Origin of the sequence: Lachnospira intestinalis (genome assembly GCF_040095895.1) — a bacterium.
Taxonomy (GTDB): Bacteria; Bacillota; Clostridia; order Lachnospirales; family Lachnospiraceae; genus Lachnospira; species Lachnospira intestinalis.
Map to the genome: position 1 here is coordinate 77,724 of NZ_JBBMFS010000010.1, position 19,465 is coordinate 97,188.

The 19,465-nt window shown below is 44.2% G+C and carries 18 protein-coding genes and 2 tRNA genes; 16 read left to right on the top strand and 4 right to left on the bottom strand.

Annotated features, from left to right (window positions below; translation table 11 throughout):
• Positions 1 to 161 precede the first annotated feature (161 nt).
• From WMO37_RS11550 to WMO37_RS11580, 7 genes are all read left to right on the top strand, one after another.
• Complete coding sequence (locus tag WMO37_RS11550; protein WP_436970289.1) at positions 162 to 2,219, top strand: glycoside hydrolase family 13 protein; 2,058 nt, start codon at positions 162 to 164, stop codon at positions 2,217 to 2,219.
• A 90-nt stretch (positions 2,220 to 2,309) separates the two neighbouring features.
• Positions 2,310 to 3,155: a GDSL-type esterase/lipase family protein gene (locus WMO37_RS11555; protein ID WP_349155088.1), complete on the top strand. Its 846-nt coding sequence runs from the start codon at positions 2,310 to 2,312 to the stop codon at positions 3,153 to 3,155.
• Positions 3,155 to 3,883: a tRNA (guanosine(37)-N1)-methyltransferase TrmD gene (gene trmD, locus WMO37_RS11560; RefSeq protein ID WP_022431829.1), complete on the top strand. Its 729-nt coding sequence runs from the start codon at positions 3,155 to 3,157 to the stop codon at positions 3,881 to 3,883. The genes WMO37_RS11555 and trmD overlap by 1 nt, the downstream gene beginning before the upstream one ends.
• A 104-nt stretch (positions 3,884 to 3,987) precedes the next feature.
• Positions 3,988 to 4,060: transfer RNA gene (locus WMO37_RS11565), tRNA-Phe, on the top strand.
• Between the two features lie 5 nt (positions 4,061 to 4,065).
• Positions 4,066 to 4,136: transfer RNA gene (locus WMO37_RS11570), tRNA-Gly, on the top strand.
• A 107-nt stretch (positions 4,137 to 4,243) separates the two neighbouring features.
• The gene (gene nth, locus WMO37_RS11575) at positions 4,244 to 4,873 is read left to right on the top strand and encodes an endonuclease III (RefSeq protein WP_349155089.1); all 630 of its coding nucleotides are present in this window, start codon (positions 4,244 to 4,246) and stop codon (positions 4,871 to 4,873) included.
• A gap of 27 nt (positions 4,874 to 4,900) precedes the next feature.
• Complete coding sequence (locus WMO37_RS11580; RefSeq protein ID WP_349155090.1) at positions 4,901 to 5,617, top strand: exonuclease domain-containing protein; 717 nt, start codon at positions 4,901 to 4,903, stop codon at positions 5,615 to 5,617.
• A 32-nt stretch (positions 5,618 to 5,649) separates the two neighbouring features.
• On the opposite strand, the gene WMO37_RS11585 is transcribed toward WMO37_RS11580, so the two are convergent.
• Positions 5,650 to 6,213: a hypothetical protein gene (locus tag WMO37_RS11585; RefSeq protein WP_349155091.1), complete on the bottom strand. Its 564-nt coding sequence runs from the start codon at positions 6,211 to 6,213 to the stop codon at positions 5,650 to 5,652.
• Positions 6,214 to 6,622: 409 nt separating this feature from the next.
• Between WMO37_RS11585 and WMO37_RS11590 the strand changes: the two genes are divergently transcribed.
• The 6 genes from WMO37_RS11590 to WMO37_RS11615 all read left to right on the top strand — a co-directional run bounded on the left by WMO37_RS11590 (position 6,623) and on the right by WMO37_RS11615 (position 10,789).
• Positions 6,623 to 7,600 carry an AIR synthase-related protein gene (locus tag WMO37_RS11590; protein ID WP_349155092.1) on the top strand — a complete coding sequence of 326 codons (978 nt, stop codon included), beginning with the start codon at positions 6,623 to 6,625 and terminating at the stop codon, positions 7,598 to 7,600.
• A 32-nt stretch (positions 7,601 to 7,632) separates the two neighbouring features.
• Entirely contained in the window at positions 7,633 to 8,115 is a 483-nt protein-coding gene (locus tag WMO37_RS11595; protein ID WP_022431835.1) for an Lrp/AsnC family transcriptional regulator, read from the top strand.
• Complete coding sequence (locus WMO37_RS11600) at positions 8,112 to 9,293, top strand: pyridoxal phosphate-dependent aminotransferase (protein WP_022431836.1); 1,182 nt, start codon at positions 8,112 to 8,114, stop codon at positions 9,291 to 9,293. Before WMO37_RS11595 ends, WMO37_RS11600 begins: the two co-directional genes overlap by 4 nt.
• Positions 9,280 to 9,750, top strand: a complete 471-nt coding sequence (locus tag WMO37_RS11605; RefSeq protein ID WP_022431837.1) for a chemotaxis protein CheX — start codon at positions 9,280 to 9,282, stop codon at positions 9,748 to 9,750. The genes WMO37_RS11600 and WMO37_RS11605 overlap by 14 nt, the downstream gene beginning before the upstream one ends.
• Before the next feature lie 82 nt (positions 9,751 to 9,832).
• Entirely contained in the window at positions 9,833 to 10,333 is a 501-nt protein-coding gene (locus tag WMO37_RS11610; RefSeq protein WP_349155093.1) for a tRNA (cytidine(34)-2'-O)-methyltransferase, read from the top strand.
• Between the two features lie 21 nt (positions 10,334 to 10,354).
• Positions 10,355 to 10,789: a sortase B protein-sorting domain-containing protein gene (locus WMO37_RS11615; protein WP_349155094.1), complete on the top strand. Its 435-nt coding sequence runs from the start codon at positions 10,355 to 10,357 to the stop codon at positions 10,787 to 10,789.
• 208 nt (positions 10,790 to 10,997) lie between these two features.
• Here WMO37_RS11615 and WMO37_RS11620 read toward each other — a convergent pair whose 3' ends face one another.
• The 3 genes from WMO37_RS11620 to WMO37_RS11630 are packed head-to-tail and all read right to left on the bottom strand — an operon-like array spanning position 10,998 to position 15,559.
• Complete coding sequence (locus tag WMO37_RS11620) at positions 10,998 to 12,416, bottom strand: HAMP domain-containing sensor histidine kinase (protein ID WP_349155095.1); 1,419 nt, start codon at positions 12,414 to 12,416, stop codon at positions 10,998 to 11,000.
• Positions 12,417 to 12,469: 53 nt separating this feature from the next.
• Positions 12,470 to 13,174 (bottom strand): response regulator, encoded by a 705-nt coding sequence (locus tag WMO37_RS11625; RefSeq protein ID WP_022431841.1) that lies wholly within the window; start codon positions 13,172 to 13,174, stop codon positions 12,470 to 12,472.
• Between the two features lie 15 nt (positions 13,175 to 13,189).
• Positions 13,190 to 15,559: an endonuclease MutS2 gene (locus tag WMO37_RS11630; RefSeq protein ID WP_349155096.1), complete on the bottom strand. Its 2,370-nt coding sequence runs from the start codon at positions 15,557 to 15,559 to the stop codon at positions 13,190 to 13,192.
• A 210-nt stretch (positions 15,560 to 15,769) separates the two neighbouring features.
• Between WMO37_RS11630 and WMO37_RS11635 the strand changes: the two genes are divergently transcribed.
• The 3 genes from WMO37_RS11635 to rlmD are packed head-to-tail and all read left to right on the top strand — an operon-like array spanning position 15,770 to position 19,426.
• The gene (locus WMO37_RS11635) at positions 15,770 to 17,014 is read left to right on the top strand and encodes a S1C family serine protease (RefSeq protein ID WP_349155097.1); all 1,245 of its coding nucleotides are present in this window, start codon (positions 15,770 to 15,772) and stop codon (positions 17,012 to 17,014) included.
• Positions 17,015 to 17,066: 52 nt separating this feature from the next.
• The gene (locus WMO37_RS11640) at positions 17,067 to 18,005 is read left to right on the top strand and encodes a 3'-5' exoribonuclease YhaM family protein (protein ID WP_227089980.1); all 939 of its coding nucleotides are present in this window, start codon (positions 17,067 to 17,069) and stop codon (positions 18,003 to 18,005) included.
• Between the two features lie 8 nt (positions 18,006 to 18,013).
• Positions 18,014 to 19,426, top strand: coding sequence for a 23S rRNA (uracil(1939)-C(5))-methyltransferase RlmD (gene rlmD, locus WMO37_RS11645; protein ID WP_349155098.1), 1,413 nt, complete (start codon positions 18,014 to 18,016; stop codon positions 19,424 to 19,426).
• Positions 19,427 to 19,465: the final 39 nt, after the last annotated feature.

Below are 19,465 nucleotides of genomic sequence, written 5' to 3' on the forward strand. Positions count from 1 at the left end.
TTACTGCTTATAGGGAGATTCAAGGGCAAAATGATGATGTTGTTGAAATCTATTGAATTTCGTTATATAATAAAGAATGTGAAATTAAAAAGAGGAGTCTGTCCATGAGAATTGTAAAAGCCATTGAAAATATGACAGCCAGCAATCGGAAGCTGATGTATATGTGTAATACACGTCCGGTATTAAAGACAGGGGCGTTATTCAGTGACGTTACAGAAGAATATAGAATACCGGCAGAACCGCAGCCGGGGGATACGGTAAAGCTTCGCTTAAGAACAGGAAGGTATAATGTGGATACGGCATACCTGTATGTAAACAATCAGGAGTATGAGATGTACCGTGTTGCCAATAATACACTGTTTGATTACTACGAGGCATCGGTGGAAGTGGCGGAAGAAAAGCTTTATTACTATTTTAAAGTCGTTTCCGGCAAAAATGTCTGTTTTTATAATCAGATTGGCGCGGCAAAAGAATTAAATCCTTTTTATAATTTTCAGATTATGCCGGGCTTTCAGACCCCGGAGTGGGCAAAGGGTGCGGTGATGTATCAGATTTTTACAGACCGCTTCTGCAATGGGGATAAAAGCAATGATGTATTAAATGATGAATACAGCTATATCGGAGAGCATGTCTGTCAGGTGGACGACTGGAACCGGTATCCGGCGCAGATGGATGTGCGTAATTTCTACGGCGGCGACTTAAAAGGCGTATGGGACAAGCTGGATTATTTACAGGACTTAGGGGTAGAGGTTATTTACTTTAACCCGCTGTTTGTATCGCCGTCCAATCATAAATATGATATACAGGACTACGATTATATAGACCCGCATTTCGGTGTGATTGTATCGGATGAGGGAAAACTGCTCAGTGAGGGAGATCAGTGTAATACACATGCATCCCGGTATATGGACAGGGTAACGAATAAAAAGAATCTGGAAGCCAGCAATGAATTTTTTGCAAAGCTGGTGGAAGAAATTCACAAAAGAGGCATGAAGGTCATTATTGACGGCGTATTTAACCACTGCGGTTCGTTTAATAAATGGCTTGACAGAGAGCATATTTACAGTACAAGCCCGGAACAGTATGCATCCGGTGCGTATGAGAGCTTTAACAGTCCGTATCATACCTTTTTTAAATTCTACAGTAACCAGTGGCCGGATAACAACTCGTATGACGGCTGGTGGGGCAATGACACCCTGCCGAAGCTTAACTACGAGGAAGCGGATACACTGGAGCAGTATATTTTAGGTATTGGTAAAAAATGGGTATCCGAGCCGTACTGCGTAGACGGCTGGCGGCTGGATGTTGCGGCAGATCTGGGCAACAGCCGGGAATACAACCACCAGTTCTGGAAAAAGTTCAGAAAGGCAGTCAAGGAAGCAAATCCGGAAGCTGTCATTCTTGCAGAAAATTACGGCGATTCCTATGACTGGCTCCAGGGGGATGAATGGGATACCATTATGAACTATGATGCGTTTATGGAACCGGTGACGTGGTTTTTAACCGGTATGCAGAAGCACAGTGATGAGTTCCGTCAGGATATGCTTGGCAATGCGGGCAATTTTTTCGGGGCGATGCATCACAATATGTCCCGTATGGGTGGACAGGCAGTTGCGATTTCCATGAATGAACTTTCAAATCACGACCACTCGCGTTTTCTGACCAGAACGAACCACCGTGTCGGCAGAACGGCATCCGTTGGAGCAGAAGCTGCGAACGAAGGTATCAATAAAGCGGTCTTTATGGAAGCTGTCATCATTCAGATGACATGGCCCGGAGCGCCGACTATTTATTACGGTGATGAAGCAGGCGTGTGCGGCTGGACAGACCCGGATAACAGAAGAACGTATCCGTGGGGCAGTGAAGATCAGGAACTGATTGCATTTCACAAGGCGGCAATTGCCATGCATAAGTCACAGGAAGTTTTAAAGACCGGTTCTTATAAACCGCTTGTCGGAGAGTATAATCTGATTGCTTATGGCAGATTTAATCAGAAGGATGCAGTTGTAGTCATTGTCAATAATTCTGAAGATGAAAGAAGGGTCAGGGTTCCGGTCTGGGAACTTGGCATTACGGATAAAGATGAGATGGAACAGATATTTGTGACATTTGACGGCGGTTTCGGTGAGGAACAGCTTTGGTATACAGTAAACGGCGGCTGGTTAGATATCGGTCTTAGAAAGACTTCGGCAGTCGTGTTAAAACGTGTAAAATGGTAGAAAAACAATAGTTAGAAAGGCTGGTAACAGGAAATGGATAACAATGGAAAAGATACAAAAAGTTCAGTGAAACTGAACCGGAAAATGAGAATGTGGCATAAATACAGAAATTACTGCTTCGGAGCGGCAGGTGTGCTTGTGGCACTGGTTATCTGCGTGGCAGTTATCCGGTTTATGGGAAGATCATCTTCCGACAATAAGCAGCAGGCGGCAGTACCGCCGACAACGGCACAGCAGACAACACAGAATGAAACACAGCCGGTAACACAGGCACCGACAGTGGCAGCAACAGAAGCACCGACAACACAGCCTGCAACAGAAGCTACAACGGCAGCACCGTCAAACAGCGGTATTCTTGCGATTGACGGACCTGCCGGAGAAGCAGATTTTACAACACAGGATTATTACAGTGATGCTGTATTGTTCGGGGATTCCATTATCGGCGGTATTCAGGAATACGGTTTCTTAAACAGCGCACATGTGGTTGCCGGAAATAACCTGACAACGACAAAGGCAGTTGCAGAAGTAGACAGCGTAGCACAGTTAAATCCTTCCAAGGTATTTATCATGGTCGGCTTAAATGATGTCAATTTCGGAAGCAAGAGCGCTGAAGCGATAGCAGAAGATTTAATTACACTGGCAGGAGCCGTAAAGGATAGCTGTCCGTCCGCAAAGGTATACATTTTATCCCTGCTTCCTGTAACAAGCGGATTTGAAGCACGTGATACGAATAAAATCACACAGTCTGCAATTGATGATGTAAATGATACGGTAAGTGTTCTTGCAGCTTCTGCCGGATACACCTATATTGATGTGGCTTCTGCATATAAAAACGGTGCCGGATACTTAAATCCGGATTACAGCACCAACGGTATGAACCTGCATCATGATTACTATGCATTCCTGTTAAATTCAATCGCAGAGGTAGCAAAATAATGAGATTTCACGTACTGACCCTGTTTCCGCAGATGATTCTGGACGGACTGAATACAAGTATTACAGGACGTGCAATCCAGAACGGAATTTTATCGGTAGATGCGGTAAATATCCGTGATTTTGCAGAAAATAAATATATGAAGGTGGACGATTATCCGTATGGCGGCGGTGCCGGACTGGTTATGCAGCCGGGACCTGTCTGCTCCGCGTATAAAAGCGTGACAGAGCGGATTGGAAAGAAGCCGAGAGTGGTGTATATGACACCGCAGGGGTATCCGTTTACACAGCAGATGGCACAGGAATTTGCACAGGAAGAGGATTTGTGTATTCTGTGCGGGCATTATGAGGGCATTGATGAGCGTGCGCTGGAAAAGATCGTGACCGATTATGTGTCCATTGGAGATTATGTGCTGACCGGCGGAGAACTGCCGGCAATGGTTGTGATTGATGCGGTGTCCAGACTGGTGCCGGGTGTTTTAAATAACAAAGAATCGGCAGAAACCGAAAGCTTTGAAAATGGACTGCTTGAATATCCGCAGTATACCCGTCCGGTGGAATTTGAAGGAATGCGAGTACCCGACATTCTTTTATCGGGACACCACGGCAATGTAGACGCATGGCGTCTTGAAAAGTCTGTTGAGCGGACAAAGAAGTACCGCCCCGATTTGTATGAAGCTTATGTAAAGGAACAGGAATCCCTGCAGGATAAAAAGAAGCATAAAAAATAAATTTTGGGGATTGACTGAAAAAAAATATTATTGTATAATTATCACTGTGCTTGTCGTGTAAAGGTGGCACAGTGATAATAAAAGATAAGAAATCTTAGATTTCTGCCTAGATAGCTCAGTCGGTAGAGCAGAGGACTGAAAATCCTCGTGTCACTGGTTCGATTCCGGTTCTAGGCACTTTTGCGGGTGTAGTTCAATGGTAGAACACTAGCCTTCCAAGCTAGATACGTGGGTTCGATTCCCATCACCCGCTTTTTGTGTACCCAAAAACAAATAGCTTTTATCGCAGAGCCAAATCTGATATTTGGCTCGCGATTCCTTTGGCATTAAAATGCCTGCGGAATGGAGATTAGTGAGATTATGACAAAAAGAACGAAAAGCATTTTAGAGCGGTTAGATGAGCGGTATACGACAGAATTCCGGTGTAGTTTAAATTACACGACACCGTGGGAGCTGCTTGCGGCAACGATGCTGTCGGCGCAGTGTACCGATGAGCGGGTCAATATCGTGACAAAGGATTTATTTGTAAAGTACCCGGACGTATCGGCAGTTGCACATGCAGATGTAAAGGAAATGGAGCAGGATATCCGCTCGATTGGATTTTACCACAGCAAGGCAAAGAACCTGATTGAAACGGCAAGAAGAGTCTGTGTGGATTTTGGCGGAGAAGTGCCGTCTTCATTAGAGGAGCTTACAAGTCTTCCGGGGGTTGGCAGAAAAACGGCGAATGTCATCCGCGGCAATATTTTTCATGAACCGAGTATCGTAGTGGATACCCATGTCAAGCGTATTTCCCAAAGACTGGGTTTTACAAAGGAAACTGAACCGGAAAAGATTGAATATGATTTAATGAAGGTCCTGCCGAAAGACCACTGGATTGTATACAATATACAGATTATTACATTTGGACGGGAAATCTGTACGGCGCGTGCGCCAAAGTGCAGTGAGTGTTTTTTGCAGGATATCTGTAAATCAAAGGATAAGAGATAGAAAGTAAACGGGAAACGAGGATTGGTTATGATAAGGGACTATGTGGCACTGGATTTGGAAACTTCGGGGCTGAATCCGTCAGAAAATCAGATTATTGAAATCGGCATGGCAAAGGTCTGTGACGGCGAGATTACAGAAACCTACAGCCGTCTGTTAAATCCGAAGGAGAAGCTGTCGCAGCGGATTGTGGAACTGACCGGAATTACCGATGAAATGGTGGCAGGGCAGCCGCATGTTTCGGAAGTAATTGATGAAATTGTAAGTTTTATCGGGGATATGCCGCTTCTGGGACATAATATTATATTTGACTATTCATTTTTGAAAAAAGCGTGTGTGAATCATGGGATTCCTTTTGAAAAGAACGGAATTGATACCTTAAAGCTTGCAAGAAGACTGCTTCCTGAGGTGGAACATAAAAATCTGGATGTGCTTTGCGCATATTTTCAGATTAATCCGGGTAATTCGCACCGTGCCTTAGACGATGCGGTCAGCGCCCATCAGCTTTATTACAGGCTGTATGAGGTGAAACCGGACGATGAAGGATTTAGAGAAACCCTGCCGCTTAATTACACGGTCAAGAAAGATACACCGGTTACGGCGGCGCAGAAACGGTATCTGGCGGCGCTGGTTTCCTATCACGGATTGACACTGGAGCAGGACATTGACAGCCTGACAAAAAGCCGGGCTTCAAAAATCATTGATGGCATTATTTCGGAACATGGGAAACTGCCGTATAAAAAATAAAAAGTCTGTTTAATCGTAAGCGCAGTAAAAAGTTAGGCAGGTGAAGCCTCTCCGCGCTGGATGGCTTTTAACCGGGCAATAATCGGGTCTTTGGAAAGCGAGGAAAGCTGTTCTGCCTGTGCGATTAAAAAGTCGATTTTTTCAGGCTTTCCATATTCCATGTAATATCCGGCAAGCAGGGTATAGTTTTTACCGATGTCGGTATGGGTTGCGATGCCGAATTCCAAAAATGCGGTAGCCTCTTTTTTCAACCCCTGTTCTGTCAGTAGTTCAGCAATTCTTGCAAGGGAGCGGCTCAGTGTGACATAGTTGTTGTCATAATCGGTCAGCTCGGTTAAGTTGCCGACACCGTATTCCAACTTTAAATCGGTGTTAGTAAAACCTGACAGATTTAAAATCTTTTTTTCTTTTAAAGCTTCAATTGTATGCCACTCCTTTAAGATACGTTCATCCTGCGTATCCGGACAGGTCAGTGTATCCGGAATCCGGATGTAATCCAGTCCGGAAATATCTTTTTTCCGCACAGAATTGGCTTCCGACTCCCGTTTCCAGAAGGTTTCATTGTTAATTTTCTCTTTTTTTGAATTTTTTTTCATATTATGTTGAAGCAGAAATAATATTAGTATAAAATAAGGCAGTATCAGTTTCATAATTTATCCTTTACATTGGGATAATCACAGAAATGGAGCAAGTGTGAAAAATCCTTAAATTCAAGATTTTTCACACGGCAGTTTTGTGCCGCAGGCGTCACAAAGCTGCGCTTATCGCAGAACTGAATAAATTCAGTCCGCGATTCCTCCGGCATTAAAATGCCTGCGGAATGGAGAAGAAAATGATTAATTTTAACAATAAAAAAAACAAGCAAATTTTTTCTGCAATTATCATTATTATTTTAGTATTGGCAATGGTTGTGCCGATGGTGGCATCAGCCCTGCTTTACTAATCATAACCTAAATAAGGCAAAGTGGCAAGTTTTACTTAAAGACCTGCCGGAATGGAGAGTATATGAATCCGGGAAAAGTATCAAATTCGATTTTGAAGCGTTCTGTTTTAAAGCAGATAAAAAAACGTGAAGAATATGCGGCGAAACCGGAGATTGGTGTAGACTGTGCGTATATCAGCCTGCAAAAGAAAGACAAGCCTGCGGTGGTGAGTGCGGCAGCGGCTGCAACGGGGGACATTGCAGCGAAAAATCCGGTACAGCGAGCCGCCAATAATATTTATGCAGGCGGCGGAATTCCCGTGGCGGCGGAGTGCACGGTGCTTTTACCGCTGTCCGCAGAGGAGGCGAAGCTGCGGGAAATCATGGAAACGCTCCAAAAGCAGTGCGAACCGCTGGGTATCCAGATTTCCGGCGGACATACGCAGGGCAGTGCAGCGGTTTTAGAACCGGTTGTAACGGTGACGGTAATCGGGCTGTGTGACGGGAAAAATTTATCGGCGAAAAATATTCATCCGGGACAGGACGTGATTCTGACAAAGTGGATTGGTATCAGCGGCATCCGGCAGATTATTGCAAAGAACCGCCCGGAAATTTTACGGTTTTACAGAGAAGACGTGATTGAAAAGGCACAGGGAAATGCACAGGATATGTCCGTTGGGGAAGAAGCGTTTCTTGCTGCACAGGCAGGCGTGACCGGTATGCACGATGTTTCTGAGGGCGGCATTTTTGCAGCACTGTGGGATATGGCAGAAGCCGGAAAAGTCGGATTGGATATTGATTTTAAAAAGATTCCGGTCAGACAGGAGATTATTGAGATTTGTGAAATTTTTGACGTAAATCCATATGAATTGGAATCTTGTGGTGCTTTGTTAATGACAGCGGATAACGGACATGATATAATAAAAATATTGTCTGATGCAGGAATTAAGGCATCTGTCATTGGAAGGACAACGGCAGATCACAATAAAATTTTGCGCAATGACGATGAGGTACGGTATTTGGACACACCGAACCGGGACGAGGTATATCGTTTTATATAAGTCTTGGATTACAGCGAAAGGCGGATGAATGTATGAGAGAAAAGATATTAAATATGCTGGAAAAAAACAGCAGAATCGATTTAAAAGACATGGCGGTTATGCTTGGCATGACAGAGGTGGAAGTCGCCAATGAAATCGCGGATATGGAAAAAGAGCATGTCATCTGCGGTTATAATACCCTGATTAACTGGGACAAGACAAGTGAAGAAAAAGTAACAGCCCTGATTGAAGTGAAAGTCACACCGCAGCGCGGATTGGGATTTGACAGCATTGCAGAGCGCATTTATAAATACGATGAGATTACATCGGTTTATTTAATGTCCGGTGGATTTGACTTTACGGTCATTATTGAAGGCAAGACGATGAAATCAGTGGCACAGTTTGTAGCCAATAAGCTTTCACCGCTGGATTCGGTACTCAGCACATCCACACATTTTGTACTGAAAAAATATAAGGATTACGGCAGGGTATTGGATGCAGAAGAAAAAGATGAAAGGATGCTGGTGACACCATGAGAAATCCATTGTCAAAGAAAATAATCGGTATTGAACCGTCAGGAATCCGTAAATTTTTTGATATTGTCAGTGAAATGCCGGATGCGATTTCTTTAGGTGTCGGAGAACCGGATTTTGATACACCGTGGAATGTCCGCGAAGAAGGCATTTATACGCTGGAAAAGGGAAGAACATTTTATACATCCAATGCAGGTTTAAAAGAACTGCGTGAAGAAATCAGCCGGTATGTAAACCGCAAATATGATCTGCACTATGACCCGGTGCATGAAATTTTTGTCACGGTCGGCGGTAGTGAAGCGATTGATGTGGCACTGCGCTGTATGACAGACCCCGGCGATGAGGTGCTGATTCCGCAGCCGAGTTATGTGTCGTATCTGCCGTGTGCAGTCATGGCGGATGCCGTGCCGGTGCCGATTGAATTAAAGGCGGAAAATGATTTTAAGCTGACAAAAGAACAGCTTTTAAACAGCATTACGGATAAGACCAAGATACTGGTACTGCCATATCCGAACAATCCGACCGGTGCAATTATGACGAAGGAAGAACTGGAAGAACTTGTTCCGGTGATTATTGAAAAGGATTTATATGTGATTTCCGATGAAATTTATGCGGAACTGACATATGGAGGGAAGCGCCACTGTTCGATTGGTTCACTGCCTGGCATGAAGGAGCGGACCATTGTGATTAACGGCTTTTCAAAAGCATTTGCAATGACCGGATGGCGCTTAGGCTATGCCTGCGGACCTGCCACGGTCATTGAACAGATGGTAAAACTCCACCAGTTTGCGATTATGTGTGCACCGACGAACAGCCAGTTTGCGGCAGTGGAAGCGTTGAAAAATTGTGACATGGAGGTTGAAATGATGGTAGAGGCATATGATCAGAGAAGACGTTTTCTGCTCAATGCCTTTAAAGAGATGGGACTGGAATGTTTTGAGCCGTATGGTGCATTTTATGTATTCCCGTCAATTAAGAAATTTGGAATGACATCAGAGGAATTTGCAACAAGGTTACTGAGTGAACAGAAGCTGGCAGTAGTACCGGGAACAGCTTTCGGAGCATCAGGTGAAGGCTTTGTGCGCATTTCTTATGCGTACTCCATCGAAAATTTAAAGGTGGGATTAGAAAGAATACAGAAGTTTATAGAGTCCTTGGGAGGAAATGATGGCAGAATTTAGCGTAGAATATATCAATCCTTTTTTAATGGCGGCAACCAGCGTGATTAAAGATATTTGCCAGGTCGATATGAAAATTGGCAGACCGTATGTAAAGACAACGGAGTTTGCAAGTGATTCCGTGATTATTATGATTGGTGTGACAGGAGAAGTGCGCGGACAGGTTTTAATGTCATTTCCGGAAGCACATGCACTCCATGTAGCCTCCAAGATGATGATGGGGATGCCGGTTACGGCACTCGACGATATGTCTGCCAGTGCGATTAATGAGCTGGGCAATATGATGATGGGAAATGCGGCAACGATTCTTTCGACAAAAGGCATTGCCATGGATATCACACCGCCGACTTTATGCCGCGGAAATGTTTATTTAAAGCAGTCTTACAGTCAGAATATCTGTGTTCCGCTGACAAGTGATGAGATTCATATGGAACTGGATATTGCAATTAATGTGAATTAATTATAATACACGGCGGAGGCATTGACGGATAGGACGGTGCAGTTGTGTAACTGGTTGATTGCAGGATCAGAAAGGGGAAAAGATGTTAAATATTGTATTACATGAACCGGAGATGCCGGCGAATACCGGAAATATCGGAAGAACGTGTGTGGCGGCGGGCGCAAGACTGCATTTGATTGAACCGCTCGGCTTTAAGTTAAATGAAAAGATGTTAAAGCGTGCCGGACTGGATTACTGGGACAAGCTGGACGTAATCGTGTACGATGACTATGCGGATTTTCAGAAAAAAAATCCGGGTGCAAAGATATATATGGCAACGACTAAGGCACAAAAGACTTACTGTGATGTGTCTTATGAGGATGACTGTTATATTATGTTTGGCAAGGAAAGTGCCGGAATTCCGGAAGAAATTCTGGTCGATAATGAGGAAACATGTATCCGTATCCCGATGATTGGCGATATCCGTTCCCTGAATCTGTCCAATTCCGTTGCAATTGTACTGTATGAGGCTTTGCGCCAGCACAATTTTGAAACAATGAATCTGGAAGGACATCTGCACAGATTGCACTGGAAAAGTGAATGAATATAAGAATAGCATGAAAAAATGGTAGTCGTAGACATCTCTATTTTAAGAGGTACGGAATTTGTTCATCAGTTCCCTGGCGGCGTTGAAGTAACATTAGACATTCCGGCAGGCTATGAGGAAGCCAATACAAAGGTATTCCGTATGGAAGCAGACGGAACGGCAACAGATATGCAGGCAGTCTGCAAGGACGGCAAAGCAGTCTTTGTAACCAACCATTTCAGTACCTATGTTATTGCAGAACAGGCAAAGACGGCAGAGGAAGCACCGAAGGTTGTGAATGAAAATGTTTCAACCGCACAGACCGAAGCTGCAAAAGCAGAAAATACAAAGAATGAAACTGTAAAAACAGGCGATACCGCCAATGCAGGATTATATGTAATGCTGATGGCAGTCATGTTTATCGGTGCAGGCGTTCTGGTCATCAGAAAACGTAAAGATTTATTTACAAAATAGAATTAGAAGCAAAAGTAAATATAAAGTTGTAAAAGACTGAAAATAAAAGCCGGCGTATAAAGTAAGCAGAAAAGCAAAACTTTATACGTCGGCTTTTTACAGTGTAATATTTTCTAAAGCCAACCCCATCCCGCCCGCCACACTTCCGGTAAAAAAATCATCCGCTTTCCGAAGTCAAGTGATAACGTTGAGGAAAGCGGATGATTTTTTATTTACTTAAAGCCAGTGTAAAAATAAACTCTGTGCCGACGCCGACGGTGCTGACGACATCAATCGTTTCATTGTGTGCCTGTAAAATTTCCTTAGTGATAGAAAGGCCAAGGCCGGAGCCTTTTTTGTCGCGGCCGCGGGATGCATCGGATTTGTAAAAGCGGTCCCAGATTTTATCAAGACTTTCCTTTGAAATACCGGAGCCATTGTCCTTGACGGAAATATAGGCTTTCTCACCTTTTTCCCGCACGGAAATGTAAATCACGGAATTTTCGTGGCTGAATTTAATTGCGTTGTCGACAAGGTTATAAATAACCTGTCCGATTTTGCTTTTATCGGCTTTGACGGAACAGGTTTCCGCGGAAAAGGTCAGCTGGAACTGAATCCGCTTCTTTTTACACGTTCCCTCAAAGGTTTCAATCGTGTGCTTGATAATCGAATTGACATCAAATACGGACAATTCAAGCCGCACGGTTTTCGGGTCTAATTCATTCAGCGTTAAAATGTTGCTTGTCAGCTTCGTCAGCCGGTCCGTTTCAAACAGGACAATATCAATATATTTTTTTGTCATTTCCGGCGGAATCGTACCGTCTGCAATGGCTTCCAGATATCCCTTAATCGATGTCAGCGGTGAGCGGAAATCGTGGGAAATGTTGGATAGGAACTTCTGCTGGAACTGGTCGGATTCGTCCAGCTTTGATGCCATATAATTTAAGGAAGCGGACAGCCGTCCGATTTCATCAATATCATTTTTGACATCAATTTTATAGGCGAGATTTCCTTTTCCGTATTCCTTTGTCGCTTTGATAATGCCGTTGAGCGGTTTGTGAATCTGGACAAAGTACAGTGCGATAAAGCTGAGGCTTAAAAGCATTACCATAACCAGTGTGATGTAGTTGGTATTAAAGGTTGTGTATACATTATCGGTAATCACATTTTCATCTAAATGCACAACCACATAGCCTTTCATCGTAAAGGAGCTGGTTATCGGTGCGAAGACACTTAAACAGGTACAGTCAAGCATACCGTAAAAATCGCCGGTCTGCGTGTGTTTTGTCCCCAGACTGGTATAATCAAAGCCATCAATGGTGTATAAAATATCTTTTGTGTTATGCTCCTGTGCATAAGCTGTATCCAGAATGATATTGCCTGCGGTGTCGATAAACATAATGCGTGTATCGTTGAGCAGGGCAACGGTCCGTAATTCGGTTTCAACGATACGCAGGTGTTCCTCACTGAAATAGTCATCGGCGTATTCACTTGAAATCGACAGTGCCTGCTTGTACAGGGCATCTGTATAGTAGTTGTAAACCTTTGCATAGTCGATGCGGTAGCTGATAAAAGTCACGCCTAAAAAGCCGAGCAGGGCAACTGCCGCATAGACAAAAAGGTATTTGGTTAAAAGATTAAATTTCATAATTGAAAACAATCCTTTCCGGTGTTATGACGGTTTTATTTCATCTTCGTGGATTACCGGCGTGTTACGAACTTGTAACCGATGCCCCATACCGTTTCAATCGACCAGTTTGCGTGGTCTTTGATTTTTTCACGGATTCGCTTGATATGGACATCGACCGTCCGGGTATCTCCGATATATTCATAACCCCAGATGTGGTCTAAAAGCTGTTCCCTTGTAAAGACCTGATTCGGCGAAGAAGCCAGAAAGTAGAGCAGTTCCAGTTCCTTCGGCGGCATTTCCACCGTCTTTCCGCAGTATTGTACGGAATAATTGCTGAGATTGATAATCAGATCCGGGTATTCCACGCACTGCACAGTTGCACCGACCGGCGCGGATTCCGCCGGCATCTGGTAGCGGCGTAAAACTGCCTTGACGCGGGCAACCAGCTCCTTTGTTTCAAACGGCTTGATAATATAATCATCAGCCCCCAGTTCCAGTCCGAGTACCTTATCAAAGGTTTCGCCCTTGGCGGATAGCATGATAATCGGTACATTGTTGGACTTGCGGATTTCACGGCAGACTTGATAGCCGTCAATACCCGGAAGCATTAAGTCCAGTAAAATGAGGTTCGGGCGGAAAGTGTCAAGCTGGAGCAGGGCACTTTCGCCGTCATAAACAATCTTTGTTTCAAAACATTCTTTTGTCAGATAAAGAGAAATGAGTTCTGCAATATTTTCGTCATCGTCAACAATCAGTATTTTTTGTTTTGTCGCCATGTAAAAATCCCCCTTTTATTTAAAATCTACAATGGTTACACCGGTGTCGCCCTCGCCGATTTCGCCGAGACGGAACGACTTGATATAAGGAACACCGCGCAGGTAGGCGGTAACGCCGTTTCGCAGCGCACCGGTGCCTTTTCCGTGTACAATGCGTACCTGCGGAATTCTTGAAATGTACGCATCGTCTAAATATTTGTCCAGTTTGGCAACCGCTTCGTCAACGGTCAGTCCCAAAAGATTGATTTCATGGGAAATCGAAGCCGCCTTGGACATCTTGATTTTGCCGGAGCCGCCAGCTCCCTTCGGTGCTTTTTTAGCTTCTTCCGGGTCTTTGTAGCCGACAAGAATCTCTAAGTTATTGATTTTTGTCTTGGTGCTTAAACTGCCCATCTGTACGGTGATTTCGCCCTTCGGACTTGGCGGTGCGGTCACGGTGCCGATTAAGTTCATGCTTAGAACGCGCACATGTGTGCCGACTTTAAATTCGGAAATGTCGTGTGCCTTATGTGCTTTCGGCTTTGCTGCCTGGACGGAAAGTTTTTCCTGACGTTTATTCATCTTGTCACGGATGGCACTGCGCTGTTTTTCCAGTTCTTTTACGGTCATGCCGTGCTTGTTCATCGTCTTAATTGTCTGGTCGGCATATTCTTTGGCATCTTTTAAAATCGCCGCCGCTTCTTCGTTGGCTTTGCGCAAAATTTTGTCGCGGCGTTCATCTAACCGGTCGGATTTTGTCTTTAATTCGTCCTTTAACTGCTGGATTTCCTGCTTATAGGCATTGATTTCGGCACGTTCTTTTTCAATCGTAATGCGGCTATGCTCCAAATCGGAGAGCAGGTCTTCAAACTGTACGTCATCGGCATCCATGCGGGCAGAAGCATCTTTAATAATATAATCGGGCAGACCGAGCTTTTTGGAAATTGCAAAAGCGTTACTTTTTCCCGGAATACCGATTAATAAGCGGTAGGTTGGACGCAGGGATTCCACGTCAAATTCACAGCAGGCATTTTCCACGCCGTCCGTGGTGAGTGCATACACCTTAATCTCGCTGTAATGTGTGGTCGCCATGGTTGTAATGCCGCGTTTGTGCAAATCATTTAAAATGGAAATGGCAAGTGCCGCACCTTCTGTCGGGTCTGTTCCCGCACCGATTTCATCAAATAAAATCAGGCTGTGTGCATCGGCTTCCTTTAAAATGCTGACGGTGTTTGTCATATGGGAAGAAAATGTACTTAAACTCTGCTCAATGCTCTGTTCATCACCGATATCGGCAAATACATTGTCAAATACGGCAAGCTCGGAGTGGTCGAGAGCCGGAATGTGCAGACCGGACTGCGCCATTAAGGTCAGCAGTCCCACGGTCTTTAAAGAAACCGTTTTACCGCCGGTATTCGGACCGGTGATAATAAGCAGATTAAAATCCTTTCCTAAATAAATGTCGATTGGCACAACCTTATGCGGGTCAATCAGCGGGTGACGTCCCTTTTTAATATTGATATAATTGTTGGTATTCATAACCGGGCAGCTGCATTTATATTGCTTGGACATCTGTGCCTTTGCAAAAATGAAATCCAGCGTAGTCAGTACCTGAAAATCCGTTAACAGTTCATCGGTAAATTCAGATGCCTTTGCGCTTAATTCTGCAAGAATGGCTTCAATTTCAGCCTGTTCCTTTAATTCAAGCTCGCGGATATCATTGTTTAATTTGACAACCGCCGCCGGTTCGATAAAAAGAGTTGAACCGGTTGCAGACTGGTCATGCACCATGCCGGGTACCTGCGATTTGTATTCGGCTTTGACTGGAAGACAGTATCTGCCGGAGCGTGAGGTGATGACAAAATCCTGTAAGCAGTTACGCACGGAAGAAGAATTTAACATCTTATTTAATTCGGTGTGAATCCGTTCAGCGGCAAGCACCTTCTGACGGCGGATACTGCGCAGATTTGCACTGGCATCATCGCTGATTTCATCTTCTGAGAGAATACAGCGCTTAATTTCTGTATTTAACGGTGTCAGCGGTTCAAGTGCATGAAAATATCCCGTTAAGGAATCGGTGGTATCTTCGTAATAATTTTTTACCCTTGCCGCCGCGGTCAGCAGGGAACTGATATGCAGTAACTCTACCGTATTTAAGGAGCTGCCGATTTCAAGACGTTTTACGGAAGCGCCGACATCATGTACACCGCCAAAAGAAACAGCCCCCTTTGCATAGACACGGGAAAGGGCATCACTGGTTTCTGAAAGAGCAGCGTTAATATCGTGGATGTCCGTCATCGGCACCAGCTTTTTTAAGCGTTCCTTTGCTTTATCGGAAGCCGCAAAAGATACTAAGCGGTCAATAATTTTATCATATTCAAGAGTCGTTAAAGACTTGTAATTCATTCATTTCTCCAATCCGGAAATGCAGGGTCTTGCAGACACGGAATCTGTGGCATTTCCGGCACAGATTCCATTTTATTGTACCGCATTTGAAACAAAAATTCTACTATGGATATAAGAATTTACAAGTAGGTCATAAATTGTTCATAACTGTCCGTTATAATAAAATTAATTTTGCAGTTCAATAAAAGTTAGGTTATGGTGACAGAAAAAATGGGAAACACAGAACATAAGGAAGAAGACTCCTTTGCTTTATATACGGAAAAAATCGTACCCAAGCCGTCCGTGAAGTACCGCAGACTAATCCGCGCGGCAAAGTTTTTTGTGGCGGCAGTGCTGTTTGGTTTGATTGCAAGCGGTGTGATGCTTCTCGTATATCCGGCATTGGAAAAAAGAATGGTTCAGAGGAATACGGACAAAGAAATTCTGACCATTGAAAAGGATGAATATCCGAGTGAAGAACAGGATAATACGGAAACAAAAGAAACGACAGCCGATGACAATTATGAGGCAGTGTTACAGACAACCGATGCGGCAGCTTTAAAAAATGTTGCTACGGCGGCGATTAAATCACTGGTATTAATTGACGTCTATAAGACCGATATGGGAAATATCCTGACGGAAACACAGAGTGCGACAGAAACGGTCGGACTTGTAATCGGACAGGTCAATTCAGAATATATTATTTTGACGAATGCGGAGGTTGTGCGTGATTCGTCGTCACTGGTCGTAAAGGTTTCAAAAGCGACAGAAGTCGATGCCGAGCTGGTTGGAAGCGATACGGATACCGGCATTGCGATTGTCAGTGTCAAGGAATCGCAGATTCCGTCCAAAGAAAGAAGTTCGATTGTAACAGCGCAGTTAGACAACTCTTACAGCATACAGCAGGGGGATATTGTCGTTGCGGCAGGCAGGCTTTACGGACAGAATAAGACGGTTGATTACGGCATGGTTTCAGGCATTTCAACAAAAAGCGGTGTCGATAACAGCTATGAGATTATCAGCACGGGACTTGCGGGCATAGAAGGCGATTACGGTTATCTTTTTAATATGAAGGGAAATGTTGTCGGCATTTCCATGAAGAATACAAAGACGACATTTTCAGTGCTTGGCATTTCGGATTTAAAATCAATGATACAGGAATTATCCAACGGGAACAGTCCGGTATATTTCGGCATTAAAGGGCAGAATGTAACCGGTACAATGGCAACGCGCTATGGACTGCCGGTGGGAATTTACGTAACGGATATTGAACTGGACTCTCCGGCATATGCGGCGGGAATCCAGCCGGGGGATATTATTACAGGGATTGACGGAAATATGGTTTTGACAATTCAGGCATTTAGTGAGAAACTATATCAGTGTGAAAGCGGTCAGCAGATTTCTATTACAGCCAAACGGTTTGGCGGGGATGAATATAAGGATATGACATTTAACGCCGTAATTGCGGTGAAATAAAGTATATAATCCGGCTGGCGGCAGGAGAAATGAGAAAAGGAAAGGGCAGATTATGCATTTTATTGAAAAATTTAAGGACGGAGACAGAATCTCCGATGTTTACCTTTGTAAGTCCAAATCAACAGCACTCACAAAGTCAGGAAAAGAATATGAAAATGTGATGCTTCAGGATAAGACCGGACAAATGGATTCCAAAATATGGGACCCGTCTTCCGGCGGTATCTGTGACTTTGATGCCATGGATTATGTTGCAGTAACGGGACAGGTTATCAGCTTTAACGGCGCATTACAGTTAAAGATTGAAAGAATCCGCAAGGCAGACGAAGGAGAATATGTTCCGTCTGATTATATTCCATGTTCTAAGTATGATATCGAAGAAATGTATACAGAACTCATGCAGTATATAGGCAGTGTGAAGAATGAGTATCTTTCGGCACTGTTAAAGAGCTTTTTTACAGACGATGCCGATTTTATTGCAAAGTTTAAGAGCATTGCGGCAGGAAAGACGGTACACCACGGCTTTTTGGGCGGATTATTAGAGCATAGTTTAAGTGTAACCAGACTGTGTGTAAAGATTGCGGAAAATTATCCGTTTTTAAACCGCGATTTACTGATTACATGTGCGGCGCTTCACGATGCCGGAAAAGTAAAGGAACTCGCACCGTTCCCAAAGAACGATTATACGGACGAGGGTAATTTCCTCGGACATATTGTAATGGGTTATGAAATGATTCAGCAAAAGATTGCAGGCATTGAAGGTTTTCCGCCGGTGCTGGCTTCCGAAGTCGGACACTGTATTTTATCCCATCACGGCGAGCTTGAATACGGTTCTCCGAAAAAACCTTGTATTATGGAAGCGGTAGCACTGTCCATGGCAGATAATATGGATGCCAAAATGGAAACGTTTAAAGAGGCACTGGAAGCCAAAGACACCAACGAATGGCTTGGTTTTAACCGGTGGCTGGATGCAAATATCAAAAAGACACTGTAGAGGTAAATGTGAAAAGCGAATTTAAAAAAGACGATTGTGTGACACTGCACATTGAGGATATCGGAACGGGTGGCGAAGGCATCGGAAAAGCGGACGGATTTACATTTTTTGTAAAAGATGCCATTGTCGGCGATGTTATCGAAGCCAAAATTATGAAATTAAAGAAAAATTATGGCTATGCAAGACTGATGAAAGTGCTTACACCATCTAAAGACCGTGTAGAGCCGAAATGTCCGGTCGCAAGGCAGTGCGGCGGCTGTCAGATACAGGAAATGCGTTATGAAGCCCAGCTTGCTTTTAAGCAGAAAATGGTACAGAACAATTTAGAGCGTATCGGCGGACTTTCGGACTTTGAAATGTACCCTGTAATCGGCATGGAAACACCGTATGCATACCGTAATAAGGCACAGTTTCCGGTCGGGGAAGATAAGGATGGCAATATTGTCATCGGATTTTATGCCGGAAGAACACATCATATTGTGGAGCAGACAGACTGCTGTATTGGTGCGCCGGAAAACGGCGAAGTGCTTCGCAAAGTCAAGGCATATATGCAGAAAAATCAGATTCGCCCGTACAATGAGGAACACCACAGCGGGATTGTGCGCCACATTTTAATCCGCACCGGCTATCATACTAAAGAGATTATGGTCTGTCTGATTGTCAATGCGGCCAAGGCTTCCTGCTTAAAAAATGCAGAACAGCTCACAGAATCGCTGCGTGAAATGGACGGCATGACTTCGGTGATGGTGAATTTCAACACGGAAAAGACGAATGTGATTCTCGGCAAAAAAAGCGAGGTGCTGTGGGGACAGCCGTATATTGAAGATTTTATCGGCGATGTAAAATATCAGATTTCACCGCAGTCTTTCTTTCAGGTAAATCCGATGCAGACGGAAAAGCTGTATGCAAAGGCACTTGAATATGCGGGACTGACCGGAAATGAAACAGTGTGGGATTTGTACTGCGGTATCGGAACGATTTCGTTATTCCTTGCAAAAAATGCACGCAAGGTATACGGCGTGGAAATTGTGCCGCAGGCAATTGAAGATGCCCGCAATAATGCAAAGCGCAACGGTATCGACAACGCAGAGTTTTTCGTGGGCAAGGCAGAAGAAGTCGTACCGGCATTTTATGAAAAAGCCCTAAAGCAGGTGCAGGATTCGGAAGCCGGTAAGAGTATCCACCCGGACGTGGTCGTTGTAGACCCGCCAAGAAAGGGCTGCGAGGAAATACTGCTTGAAACGATTGTGAAAATGCAGCCACAGCGGATCGTCTACGTAAGCTGCGACTCGGCGACACTGGCGCGTGATTTAAAATTTTTAAGTGCCAACGGCTACGCCGTAAAGAAAGTCCAGCCGGTAGACCAGTTTGGACATAGTGTTCATATTGAGACGGTTGTCCTTTTGTCCCAACTGAAATAAACGCCGGATGATTATATTAATGTCACGATTGAACTTGAT